This is a genomic window from Acidovorax sp. GW101-3H11 (assembly GCF_001633105.1).
In the GTDB taxonomy this organism is placed as follows: domain Bacteria; phylum Pseudomonadota; class Gammaproteobacteria; order Burkholderiales; family Burkholderiaceae_C; genus Acidovorax.
On record NZ_LUKZ01000009.1, the window covers coordinates 245,249 to 264,413 of the forward strand.

A 19,165-nucleotide genomic window follows, 5' to 3' on the forward strand; every position below is an offset into this window, starting at 1 on the left:
GCGATGCTGATCTTCCGCTGGCTGGCCATGCTGCTGCTTCTGGCGGCGGCCGTGTCGTTTGCGTTTTATGCCGGTACCGGGCAGGCGCGCTATAAGCGCCTGGGGCTGGTCATTCTCAAATGGACGGTGATTGCAACCGTCTTCTTCTTTGCGGTGATCCTCATCGGCCGCCTGGCCTGAGCTTCTGACCGCACGGGCTCTGCCGCCCCGTTTTTCCTCTGCCCTATACTCGCGCCTGCTCCGGGGTGTGCTGATGCGCTGAGATGCAAGGGTCCTGAAGGAATTCAGGCGAGCTTGCGAACCCGACGAACTTGATCCGGTTCATACCGGCGGAAGAAGAGCCGACCTCCTTGTCCCCGTGCCCGCATTTTTTTGCAGGCACGCCATGCCCCAGGCGCTGCCGCCCCTGGGGGGCGCACAGGTCCATTCCGGAGCAGACCCCACCGCCACCGGAACCAGGAGACCTGCCCATGAACGCCCCCGATCCCCACGCCCAGCTCGCCGCCCCCGAAAAGTTTGCCGAGCTGCTGGCCCGCACCCGCGAACCCTTTCCTGCATCGCGCAAGGCCTACATTCCCGGCCAGCTGCACACCGACCTGCGCGTGCCGGTGCGCGACATCGCGCTCACCAACGGCGAGCTGGTCAGCGTGTACGACACCTCGGGTCCCTACACCGACCCCAATGCAGTGATCGACGTGCGCCAGGGCCTGGCCAGCGTGCGCGGTGGTTGGATCACCGGCCGGGGCGATGTGGAGCACTACGAAGGCCGTGCCCCCGTGGCGCTGGACGATGGGCAAAAGAGCGAAGACGCCACCCGCCTGGCCCAGCTGCGTGCCGAGGCTGCCGCGCTGCAGCGCAAGCCGCTGCGCGCCAAGAGCGGCGCCAACCACACCGGTAACGTGACGCAAATGCACTACGCCAAGAAGGGCATCATCACCCCCGAGATGGAATACGTGGCCATCCGCGAAAACGGCAAGCGCGAATGGATGGAGCAGTACATGGCCGACGCAGGCCGCGAGCAGCGCCTGATGGGCAACCCCATGGGCGCGAGCATCCCGCGCATCATCACCCCCGAATTCGTGCGCGACGAAGTGGCGCGCGGCCGCGCCATCATCCCCGCCAACATCAACCACCCCGAAGTGGAGCCGATGGCAATCGGCCGCAACTTCCTGGTCAAGATCAACGCCAACATCGGCAACTCGGCCGTCACGTCCAGCATCGAGGAAGAAGTGGAAAAGCTCGTGTGGGCGATCCGCTGGGGTGCCGACAACGTGATGGATCTGTCCACCGGCAAGAACATCCACACCACGCGCGACTGGATCGTACGCAACTCGCCCGTGCCGATTGGCACGGTGCCGATCTACCAGGCGCTGGAAAAGGTGGGCGGCGTGGCCGAAGACCTGACCTGGGAGATCTTCCGCGACACGCTGATCGAGCAGGCCGAGCAGGGCGTGGATTACTTCACCATCCACGCCGGTGTGCGCCTGGCCTACATCCACCTCACGGCGCAACGGCGCACGGGCATCGTCTCGCGCGGCGGCTCCATCATGGCCAAGTGGTGCATGGCACACCACCGCGAGAGCTTCCTGTACGAGCACTTCGAGGACATCTGCGACATCATGAAGGCGTACGACGTCTCGTTCAGCCTGGGCGATGGCCTGCGTCCCGGCTGCGCGTCTGACGCCAATGACGAAGCGCAATTCGCCGAGCTGCACACGCTGGGCGAACTCACGCAAGTGGCTTGGAAGCATGACGTGCAGACCATGATCGAAGGCCCCGGCCATGTGCCCATGCACATGATCCAGGCCAACATGACCGAGCAGCTCAAGACCTGCCACGAAGCGCCGTTCTACACCCTGGGCCCGTTGACCATCGACATCGCACCGGGCTATGACCACATTGCCAGCGCGATTGGCGCGGCCATGATCGGCTGGATGGGCACGGCCATGCTGTGCTACGTGACGCCCAAGGAGCACCTGGGCCTGCCCGACCGCGACGACGTGAAGCAGGGCATCATTGCCTACAAGATCGCCGCCCACGCGGCCGACGTGGCCAAGGGCCACCCGGGTGCCCGCTCGCGCGACGATGCGCTCAGCCAGGCGCGCTTCGACTTCCGCTGGCAGGACCAGTTCAACCTGGGCCTGGACCCCGAAACGGCCAAGGAGTACCACGACGAAACCCTGCCCAAGGACTCGGCCAAGGTGGCGCATTTCTGCTCGATGTGTGGCCCCAAGTTCTGCTCCATGAAGATCACGCAGGAAGTGCGCGACTTTGCAAAGCAGAAGGGCGTGGCCGAGGCCGATGCGCTGGCCCAGGGCATGGAGACCAAGGCAGCGGAGTTCCAGCGCGGCGGCGGCGAACTCTACATCCCCCTCAAGCCCGTCTGAACGGCTGGATAAGAACGGCTACTGGCCCCGTGGTTTCCCTACAAAAGGGCCACGGGGCCGTGCTTACCCTGTGCGGCGGGGGCAGCGGCTGGGCCTATATTTCCCCCAACGTCCGGCCCAGAAAGGCCGGTTGGTGGGTGTGGCACCAAATTTGCTATGCTGGGTAATCTGTTAAAAATTGTAAGGAAGAGCCATGAATGCTCTCGGCCGCTTCTCCATCCGCACGCGTCTCTATTTCGGAACCGTCTTTTCCCTGATTCTTCTGGTCGTCATTGGCGCGATGGGTTATGTGGCCCTGGACCGCACGCGTGGCACGCTGCAGGTGCTGTTCTCCGAGCGGGTACAGACGCTGACCGACATGTCCGAGCTGCGCACCACCCTGGGTGACCTGCGCCGGACTGAAAAAGACATCATCATCAATTTCAACAACTCGGTCGAGGTGTCTGCCCTGCGCGAGTCCTGGGCCAAGACCCTGGCTTCGCTGCGCAAGAGCCTGGCCGATGTGCGCCAGGTGCAGTCGGGCGACGCCGCGTTTGTGGCCTCCATCGACAAGTCGCTGGACGAGATCAAGCAGTACGAAACCGGCATCTCCCCCATCTTCGAGAAAATCGAAGGTGCGCAGCTCGATGGCGCGGGCGGCGGCGCCTATGCCGACCGCTTCAAGGTGCACATGGAGGCCACCGACAAGCTGTTCTCCAGCCTGGCCAGCTCGGCCCGCACGCAGATGGATGAGGCCCGCGCGGGCGTCGAGTCGCGCACCTCCACCATGTCGGCGCTGATCGGCATCGGGCTGGTGCTGGGGCTGGCGGTGCTGATCCCGCTCACCTTCTTCAGCGTGCGCTCCATCACCAAGTCGCTGGGCCAGGCCCAGGAGCTGGCCGAGCGCATCGCCAGCGGCGACCTGTCTCGCGATGTGGCGGCCATGAACCAGGACGAGGTGGGCCAGCTGGTGGGCGCCATGGGCCGCATGCAGGACGCATTGCGCGGCCTGGTGCGCCAGGTGCAGGACGCAGCGGGCAACATCTCCACCGCCAGCTCCGAGATCGCCAGCGGCAACCACGACCTGAGCCACCGCACCGAGCAGACGGCGGCCAACCTGGAAGAAACCGCCTCGTCGATGGAAGTGCTGACCAGCACGGTGCAGCAAAGTGCCCAGTCATCGCGCCAGGCCAGCGACTTCGCCTCGTCGGCCGCCGAAGTGGCAGCGCGCGGCGGTGCCGTGGTGTCGCAGGTGGTGACCACCATGGATCAGATCACCACCAGCTCGCGCAAGATTGCCGACATCACCGGCGTGATCGACTCCATCGCGTTTCAGACCAACATCCTTGCGCTCAATGCCGCCGTGGAAGCAGCGCGCGCGGGCGAGCAAGGCCGGGGTTTTGCCGTGGTGGCCAGCGAAGTGCGCAACCTGGCGCAGCGCAGCGCCGAGGCGGCCAAGGAGATCAAGGGCCTGATCGGTTCGTCGGTGGAGCGGGTCGAAGACGGCTCGCGCCTGGTGAGCCAGGCCGGCCAGACCATGACCGAGATCGTGAGCAGCGTGCGCCGCGTGTCGGACATCATTGCCGAGATCACCGCCTCGTCGGCCGAGCAAAGCGACAACATCGGCCAGATCAGCCAGTCGGTCACGCAGCTTGACCAGATGACGCAGCAGAACGCCGCGCTGGTGGAGGAATCTACGGCCGCGTCCGAATCCCTCAGGGAGCAGGCGCACCACCTGACCAATGCGGTCAGCCAGTTCAAGCTGCAGGACGGCGTGGCCTCGGCGTATGCCATGCCCGCACCGGTGGCATCGCCCTCCCCGGCCGTGGCCCAGGTGGCTCGCCGATCAGCGCTGCAGATCCGGTAGCCGCAGATTTTTCAGGCTTTTAGGCCGTCTGCGCGCGGCCAGTATGTCTTGATTGCTATTAAATATGTAGCAATTCAGTCCTGCGCCAATCCAGTCCCGATCCCGCGTCAATCCCGCGTCACACGCAGCACTTCTTCGCGGCTGGTGATACCTGCTGCGATCAGGCGCTCGCCATCTTCGCGCATCAGGGCCATGCCATCGGCCATGGCGGCGGCGCGGATGTCGGCCTCGGCGGCCTGGTTGTGGATCTGTGCGCGGATGGCATCGTTCGTCACCAGCAGCTCGAACACGCCCGTGCGGCCCGCGTAGCCCGTGTGGCCACAGGCATCACAGCCCGTGCCGTGGCAGTGGCTGCAGTATTTGCGCACCAGCCGCTGGGCCAGCACGCCCAGCAAAGATGACGACAGCAGGAAGGGCTCCACGCCCATGTCGGTCAGGCGCGTGACGGCGCTGGCGGCGTCGTTGGTGTGCAGCGTGGCCAGCACCAGGTGGCCCGTCAGCGAGGCCTGGATGGCGATCTGCGCGGTCTCGAAGTCGCGGATTTCGCCGATCATGATGATGTCCGGGTCCTGGCGCAGGATGGCGCGCAAGGCCTTGGCGAAGGTCAGGTCGATCTTGCTGTTGACCTGGGTCTGGCCCACGCCCGGCAGCTCGTATTCGATGGGGTCTTCCACCGTCATGATGTTGTTGCGCGTGGCGTCCAGGCGCCCCAGGCCCGCATACAGCGTGGTGGTCTTGCCCGAGCCCGTGGGCCCGGTCACCAGGATGATGCCGTGTGGCTGGCTGATCAGGCCCTCAAAACGCCGCAGCGTGTCGCCCTGCATGCCCACGGACTCCAGGCTGAGCTTGCTTTCGCTCTTGTCCAGCAGGCGCAGCACCGCGCGTTCGCCATGGGCGCTGGGCAGGGTGGACACGCGCACGTCGATGGCGCGGGTGCCCAGGCGCAGGCTGATGCGGCCGTCCTGCGGCAGGCGCTTCTCGGAGATGTCCAGGTCGGCCATGATCTTCAGGCGCGAGATCAGGGCCGCGTGCAGCGCGCGGTTGGGCTGCACCACTTCGCGCAGCGTGCCGTCTACCCGAAAGCGCACGCTCGAATGCCGCTCGTACGGCTCGATGTGGATGTCGCTCGCGCCGTCACGTGCAGCCTGCGTGAGCAGGGCGTTGAGCATGCGGATGATGGGCGCATCGCCCGCCGATTCCAGCAAGTCCTCGACGGCGGGCAGCTCCTGCATCATGCGCGAGAGGTCAGCGTCGCTTTCGACCTCGCTGACCACCGTGGCGGCGCTCGATTCGCTGTGCGAATAGGCCGCGCTGATGCGCTGGGCCAGGCCGGGCGCATCGAGCGGCAGCAGCTGCTGCACGGGGTGCTTGCGCAGCACCTCGGACAGCGCACCCGCGTCGGGGCTGGGGCCATGCCACAGCACAAGCTGGTGGCCGTCATCCTCCAGCAGCAGCTGGGCCGTGCGGGCAAAGGCGTAGGGCAGGGGGTGGCGCATGGTCGTCGGTCTGCCTGCTTATTGCTGCGGCTGGGGCGCCGCTGGGGTGGCGGGCTTGGCGGCGGGTGCGGGCAACGGCGGCAGCACGGGGGCACCCGACACGGTGCCCATCATCAGGCTGGGGGCGGGCTGGGTGTTCTGCTGCAGCGCACGGATGGCGTCGTAGCGGTCCACCACCAGGGCGTCGTTGGTGGCGTTGTCGCGCACCACGATGGGGCGCAGGAAGATCATCAGGTTGGTCTTGCGGCGCGAGCGGTTCTCGCTCTTGAACAGGTTGCCCACCACGGGCAGGTCACCCATCAGGGGCACCTTGTCCTCGCCCTGCGAGTAGGTGTCCTCCAGCAGGCCGCCGATCACGATGATGCTGCCGTCGTCCACCACCACGTTGGATTCGACCGCGCGTTTGCTGGTGGTGGGGCCGGTGGCATTGGACAGGGTGGAGCGGTCAATCTTGGAGATCTCCTGGTAGATCGCCATTTTCACGGTGCCGTTCTCACCGATCTGCGGGCGCACCTTGAGCATCAGGCCCACGTCCTTGCGCTCCACCGTGTTGAACGGGTTCACGGTGCCGTTGTTGCCGGTGTTCGCATACGAGCCCGTGACGAAGGGCACGTTGTCGCCGATGAGGATGCGCGCCTCCTCGTTGTCCAGCGTCATCAGGTTGGGGGTGGACAGCACGTTGGCGTCGCCGCTGTTCTGCAGGAAGTTGGCCAGCGCGCCCAGGTAGTACTGGCCGTTGATGCGCGGCGCCAATGCCACGTTCATGCCCGCGCCCAGGCCTGCCGCTGCGGTGGCGATGCTGGTGGTGCTGCCCGAGGCCAGCGCGGCCGTCAGCCCGATGATGTTGGAGCCCGCCGCGCCAGAGTTGGTGCCGATCACGCCCACGGTGCCATCGCCCTGCTTGCCCAGGATGCCCTGCCACTGGATGCCGAACTGCGCCACCTTGTTGGCGGCAACCTCGACGATCAGGCTCTCCACCAGTACCTGCGCGCGGCGGCCGTCGAGCTTGTCGATCACGGCGCGCAGCTGGCGGTACAGCGGCTCGGGGGCGGTGATGATGAGCGAGTTGGTGGTGGGGTCGGCCTGGATCTGCCCACCGGTGGAGGGCTGGTTGTTGTTGGTGGCGCTGGTGCCCATGGCGTTGTTGCCCGACCCGAGCCCGCTGCTGCTGCCGGTGCCCGACAGGCCACTGCCCGTGGACAGCATGTTGCCGCTACTGCCACCCCCGCTCAGCCCTGTGCTGGGGGCTGCTGCCGGGCTGGCGCCGCCACCGGCCCCGGTGGGGCTGCCTGTGCCCATGGCCGCCATGGCCGCGCGCAAGGTGGTGGCCAGCTTGGTGGCGTCGGCGTTCTTGAGGTAGACCACGTGGATGTTGCCGCTGGCGGCGCTGCTGCCGGGGGCGGGCGGCTGGTCCAGCCGGTCCACCAGGGCGCGCACCTGGGCCACGCGGGCCGGGTTGGCCGCGCGCAGGATGAGCGAGTTGCTGCGCGGCTCGGCAATCAGCGTGGTCTTGAACGAGGTATCGGCCTGGCCGGGCGTGGCTGCGGGCGCACTGCCGCCATCGATCAGGCGGGCCACCAGGGGAGCCATGTCGGCGGCGATGGCGTTGCGCAGCGGGATCACTTCCACGTCGCTGGCGTTGGAGACATCCATGGCCGCCACGATGCGCGCCAGGCGCTGCAGGTTGTCGGCGTAGTCGGTGATCACCAGCGAGTTGTTGCCGGGGTTCACGTTGATGGTGTTGTTGGGGCTGATCAGCGGGCGCAGCACGGGCACCAGGTTGGCCGCGTTCTCGAAGTTGAGCTTGAAAATCTGCGTGACGATCTGCCCGCCGCTGGGGGCGTTGCCGCTGCTGCCCTGCACCACGCTCACGTTGCCGCCTTGCAGCTTGGCGTCGGCCTCGGGCACCACCTTGTACAGGCCTGCAGCCTCGACCACCGTGAAGCCCTGCAGCCGCAGCGCGGCCAGGAACTGCTGGAACGCGGCGGCGGGGGTGACGGCGCGTTCGGTCACCAGGTTGAGCTGGCCTTTCACGCGCGGGTCCACCACCACGTTGCGGCCGGTGATGGTGGCCATGGTGCGCGCCACGGCTTCGATCTCGGCGTTGGCGAAGTTCAGCGTGACGGGCTCGCTCGGGCGCACGCTGCCGGTGCGGGTGTCGATCGCAGTTTGGGCAATAATTTGGCTGCTACCGCCCGCTAGTAAAGCGCTTGCAGCTATTGTTTTGAGAGCAAATCGCAGGCGTGGAGAAAACGAGGAGGTCATAGATTCATCCCACGGTGATGATGGAGCGCGCGCCGTTGCGCCGTCCGATGATGTTCAGGAGATTCGACAGGGCGGCCTCGCGCTCGGGGGCGGCGCTGGCCTCACCCGCAAACCGCAGGCGCTGGCCCACCCACTGGCCGGTGCCGCTGAGCTGCAGCGCGCCGTCCAGGGTGCTGAGCGTGAGGGTCGGCGCTTCGCCGCCTTGCAGGGCCAGCCGGTAGCTGCCCATGGGCCGCAGGGTGGACAGGCGCGACGACATGGCGCGCGCATCCAGCTGCGCCTGGCCAGACAGCACCATGCGGCCCGCCGCCCAGCGCATGGCAAGCGCCTGGGTCTGCAGGGCCAGCTGGCCCTGGGGCTGCAGCGTGTTCCAGGGGGTGCCCAGGCCCGCCAGCAGCGCGGCCGGCCACTGGCTCTGGCCATCGGCCACCTTCAGGGTCATGCCCGCCCAGCTGGCCTGCACCCGGGCCTGCAAGGGGGCGGGGGTGCAGCAGGCGGCGTGCAGTTGCACGCGCAGGCCATCGAAGGAGGGGCGCAGCTGCCAGTCCAGGCGGCCGGGCAGGGCGGCGCTGTCGCGGCTGGCGGCGCCACCGGTCAGCACCAGCTGGGCCGATCCGGTCCAGACCGTGCCGCGCGCCTGCAGCAGCTGCACCTGCCCCTGGGTGGCGCGTGCCACGCCGCTGGCCAGCCAGTGCGCGGGCGCAAACGCGACCACGGCGGGCAGCACCCCGGCCACGGCGCCCACCAGGGCCCAGCCCCAGGCGGGGCGGGGGGCGGCGGCGGCCGTGGCTGTGCGGCCTCGGGGGGGACGGTGCGTGCGGGAGGATCGGTTCACAGTGGCGGGGCGGTTCAAGGGGCTCACCGGGTTCACCGGTTGGATGCCGTGGGCAGGGCCAGCACCAGGGTGCCGTCCCAGCGGGGCATGGCCACCACGGGGCGGCCCAGGGTGACCGGGGTTTGGCCTGCGGGCGCGGCGGCGGTGGCGCTGCGGGTCAGGCGGGCCTCGACGGGGGTGGCGCGGGCATTGCTGCGTGCCTGGGCCAGCCACTGCGCCAGCGCATCGGCCGATGCGCCTTTGAGGGTGATGGTGGCGCGGTCACCTACCACATTGAGCTGGGCCGTGGTGCCCAGGCGCTGCGTGAGGGCCGCGCGCAAGGCGCCGACGGCATCGCCGGGGCTGGTGGCGGGCGCGGCCTGCAGCTGCTGGGCTTCGGCCTGCAGGCTCTGCATGCGCTGCAACTGGGCGTCGAGCGCCGTGTGGCGCGCAGGGGCGGCGCGCAGGGTGGCCAGCGCCGGGGCCACGGCCACCCACCACAGCAGGGCCAGGCCCACCAGGGCGGCGGCGGCCAGCACCAGGTTTTGCTCACGGGGGGCCAGCGCGTGCCAGCGGGCTTGCAGTGCAGGTTGGGGGGTCATGGGCTCACCTCGGTGCGCAGCACCAGGCTGCCGTCATCCAGCCGCGCCCGGTAGCCCGCAGCCTGCAGGCGGGCCGAGAGCGCGGCTTCTTCATCAGGGGCCAGCGTCACGCCGCGCAGGCGCAGCTCGCCAGGGGTGTATTCGATGCTGGTGGGCAGGCGGCCGTCGGGCAGTGCGGCCCCGGCGGCGGCGAGCAGGGGCTCCAGGTCGCGGGCCGACGCGCTGCCTGCAGCCTGCCGCAGCTGGGCCAGTTCGCGCTCCATCTGCACGGGGGCATCGACCACCACCTGCACCTTGGGGAAGGTCTGGGTGAGCGCTGCCCGCACGGCGGCCTGTTTGGCGGCCAGCGCCTGGCGCTCTTGCCAGGCCCAGGCGTTGAGGCCCACCAGGTGGGCCACCACCAGCAGCCCCACGCCCCAGCGCGCGGCGCGCCACTGGGGCGCGTTCAGCAGCGCGCTCAGTGCGCTGCCCGCCTTGCGCAGGGCCCGGGTGCGGCCGGTGCTAGCCAGGTCGAACTGGGCCAGGTCCCAGTCGCCCCGGGCGGCATCCAGGGCGCGCTGGCTGGCGGTGTGCAGTGCCACGCGCTGGCCTTGCTGGTTCAACATGCGTTCGGCCAAGGCGGCCACGGCGGGTTCGGCGCGCACGGGGAGCGTGTTGCCATCTTGTTCGGCTGTGGCGCTGGCCATGGGCGTCCCCGCGCGGGCCAGCGCCAAGGCCATGGGGGTCAGGGGCAACACGGCCACGCCCTGGTCAGCGCCCTGGCCGGTGAGCACCACAAAGGCTTCTTCCGGGGTGCCCAGCGCACAGAGTTCAGGGCCGCCGCTGGCCGTAGGGCCGGGGGCAAATTCAGGCACCACGCGGGACACGCGGCGGCCTGCGGCCTCCAGTGCCTGCAGGTTCTCGCGCAGCCAGGCGCGGTCGCACACGGCCACCCAAACGGGTTCGCCGCCCTGGGCCGTGCCGTGGGCACCGGGCTGCAATGCAAAGTGCAGCTGGGTGGCGTCGTCAAGCAGGCGGTCTTCGAGCAGGCCTTCGAGCACCGAGCGCAGACGGGGTGTCTGCTGGCCCGCGCCCAGGGGTACACCGGCGGGCATCTGTACCCGCTGCCACGACAGCGCACGGGCGGGCACCACGGCCACCACCTCGCCCCCGGGGCGGGTGGGCTCGGGCAGCAGCGCGGCGGGCGCAGTGGCGTGGCGAAGGGCGGTGTGGCCGTCTGCCGTCAGCGTGTAGCTGTACTCGGTGGCGGGGCCCGGACGGACCGGCGGCAGGAAAAGGATGAGGGTGCTCATGGGCAGGTTTTGCGGGCCATTTTAGGGGGCGGACTTGACACTGGCAGCCAGTCGTTGCGCGGGTGTCGCCAATGTGCTGCAGCTCATCGTGGGAGCGGCGCCGTGGCCAGGGCGTTTTCGCGGTCAAACGCGCCCCGCTCGCGCCACAGCGTGGTCACGTCGATGCCCTGTTTGCGCACCAGCGAGCGTTCGTCCACCATCGCGTCACCCAGGCGCAGGCGGCCCCGCACTTCAAAGTAGGACGAGGCCACGGCGTGGGCGCTTTCGTTGATGTCGATGCTCGCGCCCACCAGGTCGCGCACCTCGCTGAGGGTGCGGAAATGGCGGGCCTCGCGCGCCTGCACCATCTTCTGCGCGGTGGCGCTGTCCATCCCGTCGATGGCGACCATCAGCACGTCGATACCAGCGGTGTTCAGGTTGACCGGCGTGCGCACCGGCAGCAGGGTCACATGCGGGGCCAGCGTGGCCAAGGTGGCCGGGCTCAGGCCCAGCCAGGTCAGCTGGCTGATGGTGGGGGGCAGCAGCGGCGCGGTATTGCCATCGCTGCCCACACCCGCCTGCGCCCGCCGCAGCCCGTCCAGCAGCCGCGTGAGTTGCTGCGGGGGCAGGCCCAGGCGTTCGAACAGGCGGGTGAACTGCCGCAGCGCCACTGCCTGCACCTGTCCGCCCTCGGCCAGGTTGGTGATGTTGAGGCGGCCCTGCATGTCGGTGATCTGGCCCGACAGAAACGCCTCGGTGGTGTCGGTGCTCGCGTCATCGACCTGGCTCACGTTGTTTTCGGCGGCCAGGAAGGTGGACAGCCGGGCTTCCTCCAGCGGCACGGCCCAGGGCTCGGCCAGGTGGTCGGCACCGCCCGAGCGCCCGTCCTCGCGCAGGATGAGGCGCGACCAGTCGAGTGCGCCGATCAGGATCCAGGTGGACTGCACCCGGCCCCGCTCGGCCGTCTCGACCTCCACCGCACGCCACTGCTGCCACATGGCGGCAGCGGCAAAGGTGGCGACCAGGGTGACGGTGAGCATGGCGGCGAGCAGGGCGGCACCGCGCGTTCTGTGTCTGCGCAAGGGGCCCCGCAACAGCGAGTGCCACCGTGGAGCTGGCTTTGCCAGGCCACGGGTGGCGTCCCCCCCCAGGGGGGAAGGCGCGCAGCGACTCAGGGGGGATTTCATGACCTGCCCCCACCCAGCACCGGGTTGACCCAGTCGCGCGTCAGTTGGCCCGCCAGCGCCTGGCCGGGCGGCAGGGTGATCTGCAGGCGCACACCGTCGGGGACCGCCGCCGAGCTGTCGCCCGGCGTGGTGCCGGTGCTGGACAGCGGGTTGGACCAGGCACCGCCCCGGTAATAGAAGATTTGCCAGCTTTCGAGCGGCAGCAGCGCCACTTCGTAGCGCCGCTCGGCATCGCCGGGCGTGCGCGCCCACTGGGCCGCCTGCTGCCAGGCCTGCTGCCAGTCTGCGCGGGTGCGCACCGGGGGCGACTGCCAGCGCAGCCACTGGCCGCCGCCGTTGGCATTGCGGCGTGTCCAGGCCACCACCAGTGCGCCCTCGTCGGGCACGGCGCTGCTGCGGCGCGTGAGGCGCAGCACCTGGCCGTCCCAGTCCAGCGGCGTGGTGTTGGCAATCGGCATCAGTGCGTCGAGGTCGGTGCCCCACTGGCCCAGGGCGGCCTGCAGCACCAGCATCTCATCGGCCCGCTGGCGCGTGATCTCCTGCGCCCGCACCATGCCATCGAGCCCGCGCCAGCTCAGGATGGCCAGCAGGCTCATCACCGAAATCGCCAGCAGCAGCTCGACCAGGGTGAAGCCGCGCATAACCTTCAAAACTGGCGCGGCGCGAGGCCAGCGCACCCGTGGAGCTGGCTCTGCCAGGCCACCGGGTGCGTCCCCCCCACGGGGGGAAGGCGCGAAGCGACTCAGGGGGGGCATCAATACCTTCCGATGATGGTGGAGATGCGCAGGATGGAGTTGTCGCCATCCAGCACCTGCGCGTCGATGCGCCTAAAGCTCGGGTTGGGCGTGGGGCGCACGACGGTCAGCACCTGCAGCTGGCGCCCGGCCTGCTCGCAGGGCTGGGTGCTGTCGCCCACGCTGGGCATCTGGCGCGAGAGCCGCGCGCGCACCAGCTCGTTCTCGGCGCAGAGCTGTGCCAGCACGATGTCGGACTGCCGCAGCGCATTGCGCGTGAGTGCCGAAGTCGCCTGCAGCCCGGCCATGAGCGCAATGGCCACAATGGCCAGCGCCACCAGCACTTCCACCAGGGTAAAACCGCGGTGCTTGATGTGAAGGCGGTGGGCGGTCACTGCACCGCGTCCACAGAAAACGGGCGCACGCCATCGGTGGCGATGCGCAAGACCCGCTCGGGGTGCGTCTGGTGGGTGATCAGCACCTGCTGCGGGCCGATGAGGGGCTCGGGGCCCAGTTGCAGCACGGCCGGGCCGCGCACGGTGGTGCCGCTGTCCAGCCACTGGTTGGGCAGTGCCGCCTGGGCGCTGGGTGGCAGGCCTTCAAACCGGAACCCCTGGGGCAGGGCACGCCAGCGCACAGGCAGGCCCCCGGCCCGCGACTGCGCGCGTGCGGATTCGAGCAGCGCCGCCAGCCGCGCGGCCTCGCGCTCCAGCTGCGTCTGCCCGCTGTCGCGCATGGCCAGGCCCGCACCGGCCGTGGCCAGCGCAACGATGCTGAGGACCACCAGCAGCTCTAGAAGTGTGAACCCCCCCTGAGCCGCTGCGCGGCTTCCCCCCGAGGGGACGATGCCGGTGGCCTGGCCAAGCCAGCTCCACGGCATCCCTCGCCTGGGGCGTGCCAGTTTCATAGGGTTGTAGGGCGCGGCAAAGAATGGGTCATCACTGCCAGCTGCCGATGTCGGCGTCCTTGCCTTCGCCGCCCGATTGGCCGTCGGCACCGAACGACATCACGTCGATCTCGCCCTTGATGCCGGGGTTCAGGTACTGGTAGGGGCGGCCCCAGGGGTCGTTGGGCAGCTTTTCCAGGTACAGCTTCCAGTTGCCGGGCACCGGGGCGGCGCTGGGTTTGATGACCAGGGATTGCAGGCCTTGCTCGGCCGTGGGGTAGCGCTGGTTGTCCAGGCGGTAGAGCTTGAGCGCCTGCATGATGTTGGTGATGTCGGTGCGCGCGGCCGTCACGCGGGCGTCGTCGGCGCGCTCCAGCACATTCGGCACGATCAGGGCGGCCAGCACGCCGATGATGACGAGCACCACCATCAGCTCGATGAGGGTGAAGCCCCGGGCCACGGTACGGGCCAGGCGGCGGGGGGCGGAGCGCACGAGGAGGGGAAGGGAGGTGTTCACTGCAGGCGGTCTCTCGGTGGTCGAATCGCGTGAATCATAATCGCCGCATGGTGACCAATTCGTACAGCAAATGGGGCGTCCGTCTGGGCACGCTGGGGCTCTGGGCCGTGGCCGGTGCCAGTGTGGTGTTCTGGGGGCTGCGCCTGTCGGCGCCCTCGGCGGTAGCGGTGGGCCCGGCGATGGCCCCGACCCCCGTGGTGCCCGATGCCCAGGCCCTGGCCCGTTTGCTGGGCGCCCAGCCGTTGGTGCCGGGCGCCGCGCCTGTGGCGCCCGTGGCCTCAGCGGCCAGCCGTTTCACGCTGATCGGGGTGCTGTCGGGCCGCAGCAGTGGCGGCGGGGCGGCCCTGATTGCAGTGGATGGCAAACCGGCCAAGCCCTTCCGTGTGGGGGCTGCGGTGGACGAGGGGCTGGTGCTGCAAGCGCTGGGCCCCCGGCAGGCGCAGCTGGGCGGCCAGGTGGGTGGGCCTGCCACGCTGACGCTGGACATGCCGCTCAAGAACTGAGCCCGCCTTCAAGGCCCGGCCCCTGGTTGGGTCTCAAGCCTGGCTTTAGGCCAGATCCCGCACTTCCCATTCGCCCCAGCCCGGGGCTGCCACGGGCCAGTTGTCTGGCCGGGGCATCACGCCTTCGCCATGCTGCTGCAGCCAGGCCACGCAGCGCGCCACGCCTGCGTGGGTGATCCACACCACATCGGCCCCGGCATGCTGGGCGCTCCACTGGCGGGCCGCCCGCAGCGCCAGCGCCACGCGGCCGAGCATGTGGGACAGGGGCTCGCCGCCGCCGGGCGCGTGGTGGGCGAAGTCTTCCATCCAAGCATCGATGTCGCTTTTGGCGAGGGTGCTCCAGGCCCGGCCTTCCCAGGCGCCAAAGTCCATTTCGCGCAGGCGGGCATCAGGAATCAGCATCAAATCGGGCCTTTCCGCGCACAGGGATTGCCCCAGCTGCTCACATCTTTGTAGCGTTGAGCAGAACACCCCCGGTGCGGGGGGCAGGGCGGCGGCCAGGCGCCGCGCGGTGGCCTGGGTGGCGGCCGGGTCGGCGGGCATGTCCAGCGCACCATAGCAGGTGCCCGGGGCCACCTGGGGGGCGGCATGGCGCACCAGCCACAGGCGGGCGCCGGGGTGGGTCATGCCCAGCGCAGGGCGAGTGCTGCGCCCAGGTAGAAGCCGATTTCGCTCACCTGCTGGGTGGCGCCCAGGCAATCGCCGGTAAAGCCTTGCAGGCGCCGTGCAAACCAGCGTGCCATCCACGCGGCGGCGGCTGCGCTGAGGGTTGCAGACGCTATGAGAAAAATAGCTGATTGGGCATGCCAGACAAGCGCTAGCGGCGCAAAACACCACACAATGGCCGTGGCCAGGGCACTGCTCGATATCTGGTCGGCCAGCGGTTTGCTTTTGGAGCGTGCGGTGTCGCCCACATGCGGCAGGCTGCGCACGATGAACAGCGGCCACAGGCGCGACAGCACATGCGCGCCAACCAGGGCCGACAACGCGACGGCCAGGCTGTGCGCACCCAGCAGCGCGAGCAGGCTGAGTTTGGACAACAGGGCCAGCACCAGCGCCATGGCGCCAAAGGCACCGATGCGCGAGTCTTTCATGATGTCGAGCGCACGTTCGCGCTGCGCGCTGCCACCCAGGCCGTCGGCCACGTCGGCCAGCCCGTCTTCATGGAAACCGCCCGTCATGAACACGGTGGCCACGGTGCTGAGCACGGCGGCCGCGGCCGGGGCAAAGGGGTTGGGGGCCAGCGCCCAGTGAAGGCCGCCATACACGCCCGCCGCCAGCAGGGCCGCCAGCCAGCCGATGCCGGGGAAATGCGCGGCACTGGCGCGCAGCATGGCGGGGCTGTAACCCACCCAGTCTGCCAGCCGCCCGGTGACGGGAATGCGGGTGAAGAACTGCACGGCCAGCAGGTAGTGGCGCAGGGCTTGCATGGCGTGCGGCGGGTGGGTTGGGTGTTTGCTTCTGTTTTGATAGCTATCAACGCCCTTGTATCAGGCGGTGACGGCCATTTTGAGTATTATTTTGAGCGCAGGAACAGCCGGTAGGCTGGGTTGAGCGTCTCTTCCACATAGGGGTAGCCCAGCGTGGCCAGGAAGGCGTCGAAGGTGGCGGTGTCTTCGGGCGGCACCTGGATGCCCACGAGGATGCGGCCGTAGTCCGCGCCTTGGTTGCGGTAGTGGAACAGGCTGATGTTCCAGGTCGGCTGCATCAGGCTCAGGAACTTGAGCAGCGCGCCGGGCCGCTCGGGGAAGGTGAAGCGCATCAGGCGCTCGTCCTGCGCCAGCGCCGAGTGGCCGCCCACGAGGTGGCGCAGATGCTCCTTGGCCAGTTCGTCGTGGGTCAGGTCTAGCGCCTCGAAGCCGTGGCGGCCGAAGTTCTTGGCGATCTTTTCCGATTCGCCCTTGCCATTGGTGGTGATGCCCACAAACACATGCGCCTGGGCGGCGTCGCTGATGCGGTAGTTGAACTCGGTCACATTGCGCGGGCCACCCGGCAGGCCGCCCACCACCTCGCAGAAGCGGCGGAAGCTGCCGCGCTCTTCAGGGATGGTGACGGCGAACAGGGCTTCGCGCTCCTCGCCCACCTCGGCGCGCTCGGCCACAAAGCGCAGGCGGTCGAAGTTCATGTTGGCGCCGCAGAGGATGGCCGCGTAGGTCTCGCCCTTGGTCTTGTGCGTGGCCACATACTGTTTGATGGCGGCCACGGCCAGCGCGCCTGCGGGCTCGACGATGCTGCGCGTGTCCACAAAGATGTCCTTGATGGCGGCGCAGACGGCGTCGGTGTCCACCGTCACGAACTCATCCACCAGGCCCTGCGCCACGCGGAAGGTTTCCTCACCCACCAGCTTGACGGCCGTGCCGTCGGAGAACAGGCCCACGTCGGGCAGCGTGACGCGCTGGTGGGCGTTGACGGACTGGATCATCGCGTCCGAGTCGTTCATCTGCACGCCGATCACCTTGATCTCGGGCCGCACAGCCTTGATGTAGTTGGCCACGCCCGACACCAGGCCACCGCCGCCGATGGCCACGAACACCGCGTCGAGCTGGTTGCTGCCCAGGCTTTGCAGCTGGCGCAGGATTTCCATGGCGATGGTGCCCTGGCCCGCGATGACCAGCGGGTCGTCGAAGGGGTGCACAAAGGTCAGGCCTTGCTCCTTTTGCAGGCGGGCGGCGTGCTCGTACGCGTCGGAATAGCTCTCGCCGTGCAGCACCACCTCGCCCCCCAACGTCTTGACGGCATCCACCTTGAGCTGTGGCGTGGTCGTGGGCATGACGACCACGGCGCGCGTGCCCAGCTTGTGGGCGCTCATCGCCACGCCCTGGGCATGGTTACCGGCCGAGGCGCAGATCACGCCGCGCTGCAGCTGTTCGGGCGTGAGGTGCGCCATCTTGTTGTAGGCGCCGCGCAGCTTGAAGCTGAACACGGGCTGCTGGTCCTCACGCTTCAGGAGCACCTTGTTGTGCAGGCGGCGGCTGAGGCTCTTGGCCGGTTCCAGGGCCGACTCCACCGCCACGTCGTACACGCGGGCGGTCAGAATCTTCTTGAGGTAGTCGGCGGGGGTGAGGTGCTGGGTCATGGCAGGGCAGGTGGGGCCGCCACGGGGCAGCGGCGGGGGCCCACATCATAGGGGGTCGGTTTTTGTGGGCCGATTTGCCGGTGGGGGCTGCCACACGACCGGTCCAGCCAAAAAAAAGCCCCGGGCCGTGAGGCCTGGGGCTAATCCATCCTTTGAGGAGATGGAGGAGACAATCGGTGCAGGGCAAGTGCCGGGTTCCGGACTTCTTGCCGCCTGCCGCTTCCTTTCTGTTCGAAAGCGGCAATGCATGGGCGAAGTTTAGCGCGAGTCTTGTTGCGATGCAGCAAAATTCGCATCAAATTCTTTTCGTTTCGGTTTTTCGTGCGAAAAAAACCACGTGTCACACAGGAGAAACACAAATGGAATGCACAGTCAGTTGGACCGGCGGGGCGGGAACCCGCTCGGGCATGGGTTTTGTGGCCGAGACCGGCAGCGGCCATGTTTTGACCATGGACGGCGCCCCCGATGCCGCCAACCCCGCCAATGGCGGCCAGAACCTGGCGCCTCGCCCCATGGAAACCGTGCTGGCGGGCACGGGCGGCTGCACGGCCTATGACGTGGTGCTGATCCTCAAGCGCGGCCGCCATGATGTGCGCGGCTGCAGCGTCAAGCTGACCACCGAGCGCGCCACCACCGATCCCAAGGTGTTCACCAAGATCCACATGCACTTCACGGTGACCGGCAAGGGCATTCCGGCGGCGGCCGTGGAGCGCGCCATTGCGATGAGCCACGATAAATACTGCTCGGCCAGCATCATGCTGGGGAAAACGGCGGACATCACCACCGGGTTCGACGTGCTGGAGGCCTGAGGCCTGCCGGGGCGGTCAAGTCCTGGAGGCTGCTGCTCAGAGGTAATGGGCAGTGGTGGTCATGACCTTGGCCGCCGCCTTCATGGCCAGGCGCGCCGGTGCGGGCAGCTCCAGTGCGCCGGATGCGCGGGCCTGTGCGGCGTGCCGTTCCTCGTCGTCTTTCATGCGCGCGACCACGGCCCGGGAGGCGAGGTCCTGCGCAGGAAGCCGATCCAGGTGGCTTTGCAGGTGCGCGGCCACCTGGTTTTCCGTCTCGACCACAAACCCCAGGCTGGCCCGGTCGCTGACTTTGGCCGCCACCAGGCCCAGGGCAAACGCGCCCCCAAACCACAGGGGGTTGAGCAGGCTGGGCCGGGCGCCGAGTGCGTCCAGCCGCTGCCGGGTCCAGGCCAGGTGGTCGGTTTCTTCGCGCGCCGCCTCCTGCAGGTGCGCGCGCAACGCGGGGTCGCGGGTCACGGCGGCCTGGGCGGTGTAAAGCGCCTGCGCGCACACCTCGCCCACGTGGTTCACGCGCATCAGGGCACCCGCAAGCCGCTTCTCGCCGGGCTCCAGCGCGGCTTCGGCCATTCCGTGGGCGGGTGTCTTTTCGGCCGCCTGGGGTGATGCAAAAAGTGTGCGCAGCGCGCTGTCTGCGGCAGTCAAAAAAGCGTCCATGGATACCTTGGGGCGCGAAGGGTGCGCCGAAACACAAATTGCACCTTGATACAAAAAATCAATGTGCGGGGCACGGGAGTTGCATGGCCAAGAGCGATTCTGCCCCCATGCACTGGAA

General features: G+C 68.5%; 19 protein-coding genes and 1 riboswitch. Of the genes, 5 read left to right on the plus strand and 14 right to left on the minus strand.

Annotated elements, in window-relative coordinates:
• Positions 1 to 3: 3 nt before the first annotated feature.
• The 3 genes from A1D30_RS25995 to A1D30_RS07165 all read left to right on the plus strand — a co-directional run bounded on the left by A1D30_RS25995 (position 4) and on the right by A1D30_RS07165 (position 4,233).
• Positions 4 to 180, plus strand: a complete 177-nt coding sequence (locus A1D30_RS25995; RefSeq protein WP_199865935.1) for a hypothetical protein — start codon at positions 4 to 6, stop codon at positions 178 to 180.
• A gap of 51 nt (positions 181 to 231) precedes the next feature.
• Positions 232 to 355: riboswitch (TPP riboswitch) on the plus strand.
• 115 nt (positions 356 to 470) lie between these two features.
• Positions 471 to 2,387 carry a phosphomethylpyrimidine synthase ThiC gene (thiC, locus tag A1D30_RS07160; protein ID WP_063460089.1) on the plus strand — a complete coding sequence of 639 codons (1,917 nt, stop codon included), beginning with the start codon at positions 471 to 473 and terminating at the stop codon, positions 2,385 to 2,387.
• Between the two features lie 193 nt (positions 2,388 to 2,580).
• Positions 2,581 to 4,233, plus strand: coding sequence for a methyl-accepting chemotaxis protein (locus A1D30_RS07165; RefSeq protein WP_063460090.1), 1,653 nt, complete (start codon positions 2,581 to 2,583; stop codon positions 4,231 to 4,233).
• A gap of 107 nt (positions 4,234 to 4,340) precedes the next feature.
• Here the strand turns inward: A1D30_RS07165 and A1D30_RS07170 are convergent, their stop codons facing one another.
• The 10 genes from A1D30_RS07170 to gspG form a co-directional block, all read right to left on the minus strand.
• Positions 4,341 to 5,729: an ATPase, T2SS/T4P/T4SS family gene (locus A1D30_RS07170; RefSeq protein ID WP_063460091.1), complete on the minus strand. Its 1,389-nt coding sequence runs from the start codon at positions 5,727 to 5,729 to the stop codon at positions 4,341 to 4,343.
• An 18-nt stretch (positions 5,730 to 5,747) separates the two neighbouring features.
• A complete protein-coding gene (gspD, locus tag A1D30_RS07175; protein WP_063460092.1) occupies positions 5,748 to 7,994 on the minus strand; it encodes a type II secretion system secretin GspD in 2,247 nt (748 codons plus the stop codon).
• A gap of 4 nt (positions 7,995 to 7,998) precedes the next feature.
• Positions 7,999 to 8,829 (minus strand): type II secretion system protein N, encoded by an 831-nt coding sequence (gspN, locus tag A1D30_RS07180; RefSeq protein ID WP_063460847.1) that lies wholly within the window; start codon positions 8,827 to 8,829, stop codon positions 7,999 to 8,001.
• Between the two features lie 32 nt (positions 8,830 to 8,861).
• Positions 8,862 to 9,410: a type II secretion system protein GspM gene (gspM, locus tag A1D30_RS07185; protein ID WP_063460093.1), complete on the minus strand. Its 549-nt coding sequence runs from the start codon at positions 9,408 to 9,410 to the stop codon at positions 8,862 to 8,864.
• The gene (gspL, locus tag A1D30_RS07190; RefSeq protein ID WP_063460094.1) at positions 9,407 to 10,702 is read right to left on the minus strand and encodes a type II secretion system protein GspL; all 1,296 of its coding nucleotides are present in this window, start codon (positions 10,700 to 10,702) and stop codon (positions 9,407 to 9,409) included. The genes gspM and gspL overlap by 4 nt, the downstream gene beginning before the upstream one ends.
• An 83-nt stretch (positions 10,703 to 10,785) precedes the next feature.
• Positions 10,786 to 11,763, minus strand: coding sequence for a type II secretion system minor pseudopilin GspK (gene gspK / locus A1D30_RS07195; protein WP_063460095.1), 978 nt, complete (start codon positions 11,761 to 11,763; stop codon positions 10,786 to 10,788).
• A gap of 101 nt (positions 11,764 to 11,864) precedes the next feature.
• Positions 11,865 to 12,509 (minus strand): prepilin-type N-terminal cleavage/methylation domain-containing protein, encoded by a 645-nt coding sequence (locus A1D30_RS07200; protein WP_063460096.1) that lies wholly within the window; start codon positions 12,507 to 12,509, stop codon positions 11,865 to 11,867.
• Between the two features lie 113 nt (positions 12,510 to 12,622).
• Positions 12,623 to 12,997: a type II secretion system minor pseudopilin GspI gene (gspI, locus tag A1D30_RS07205; RefSeq protein WP_063460097.1), complete on the minus strand. Its 375-nt coding sequence runs from the start codon at positions 12,995 to 12,997 to the stop codon at positions 12,623 to 12,625.
• A complete protein-coding gene (locus A1D30_RS07210; protein WP_063460848.1) occupies positions 12,994 to 13,392 on the minus strand; it encodes a type II secretion system protein GspH in 399 nt (132 codons plus the stop codon). Before A1D30_RS07210 ends, gspI begins: the two co-directional genes overlap by 4 nt.
• Positions 13,393 to 13,540: 148 nt before the next feature.
• Complete coding sequence (gspG, locus tag A1D30_RS07215) at positions 13,541 to 13,981, minus strand: type II secretion system major pseudopilin GspG (RefSeq protein WP_094286345.1); 441 nt, start codon at positions 13,979 to 13,981, stop codon at positions 13,541 to 13,543.
• A 71-nt stretch (positions 13,982 to 14,052) separates the two neighbouring features.
• On the opposite strand from gspG, the gene A1D30_RS07220 reads away from it, so the two are divergent.
• Complete coding sequence (locus A1D30_RS07220; RefSeq protein ID WP_063460099.1) at positions 14,053 to 14,508, plus strand: type II secretion system protein N; 456 nt, start codon at positions 14,053 to 14,055, stop codon at positions 14,506 to 14,508.
• Between the two features lie 45 nt (positions 14,509 to 14,553).
• Here the strand turns inward: A1D30_RS07220 and A1D30_RS07225 are convergent, their stop codons facing one another.
• The 3 genes from A1D30_RS07225 to ilvA form a co-directional block, all read right to left on the minus strand.
• Positions 14,554 to 15,135, minus strand: a complete 582-nt coding sequence (locus A1D30_RS07225; protein ID WP_063460100.1) for a histidine phosphatase family protein — start codon at positions 15,133 to 15,135, stop codon at positions 14,554 to 14,556.
• Positions 15,132 to 15,938, minus strand: a complete 807-nt coding sequence (locus tag A1D30_RS07230; RefSeq protein ID WP_063460101.1) for an adenosylcobinamide-GDP ribazoletransferase — start codon at positions 15,936 to 15,938, stop codon at positions 15,132 to 15,134. The genes A1D30_RS07225 and A1D30_RS07230 overlap by 4 nt, the downstream gene beginning before the upstream one ends.
• A gap of 86 nt (positions 15,939 to 16,024) precedes the next feature.
• Positions 16,025 to 17,584, minus strand: coding sequence for a threonine ammonia-lyase, biosynthetic (gene ilvA / locus A1D30_RS07235; RefSeq protein WP_063460102.1), 1,560 nt, complete (start codon positions 17,582 to 17,584; stop codon positions 16,025 to 16,027).
• Positions 17,585 to 17,943: 359 nt separating this feature from the next.
• Here ilvA and A1D30_RS07240 point away from each other — a divergent pair, with 359 nt between their 5' ends.
• A complete protein-coding gene (locus tag A1D30_RS07240) occupies positions 17,944 to 18,393 on the plus strand; it encodes an OsmC family protein (RefSeq protein WP_063460103.1) in 450 nt (149 codons plus the stop codon).
• 36 nt (positions 18,394 to 18,429) lie between these two features.
• Here the strand turns inward: A1D30_RS07240 and coq7 are convergent, their stop codons facing one another.
• The gene (coq7, locus tag A1D30_RS07245) at positions 18,430 to 19,047 is read right to left on the minus strand and encodes a 2-polyprenyl-3-methyl-6-methoxy-1,4-benzoquinone monooxygenase (protein ID WP_063460104.1); all 618 of its coding nucleotides are present in this window, start codon (positions 19,045 to 19,047) and stop codon (positions 18,430 to 18,432) included.
• Positions 19,048 to 19,165 lie beyond the last annotated feature (118 nt).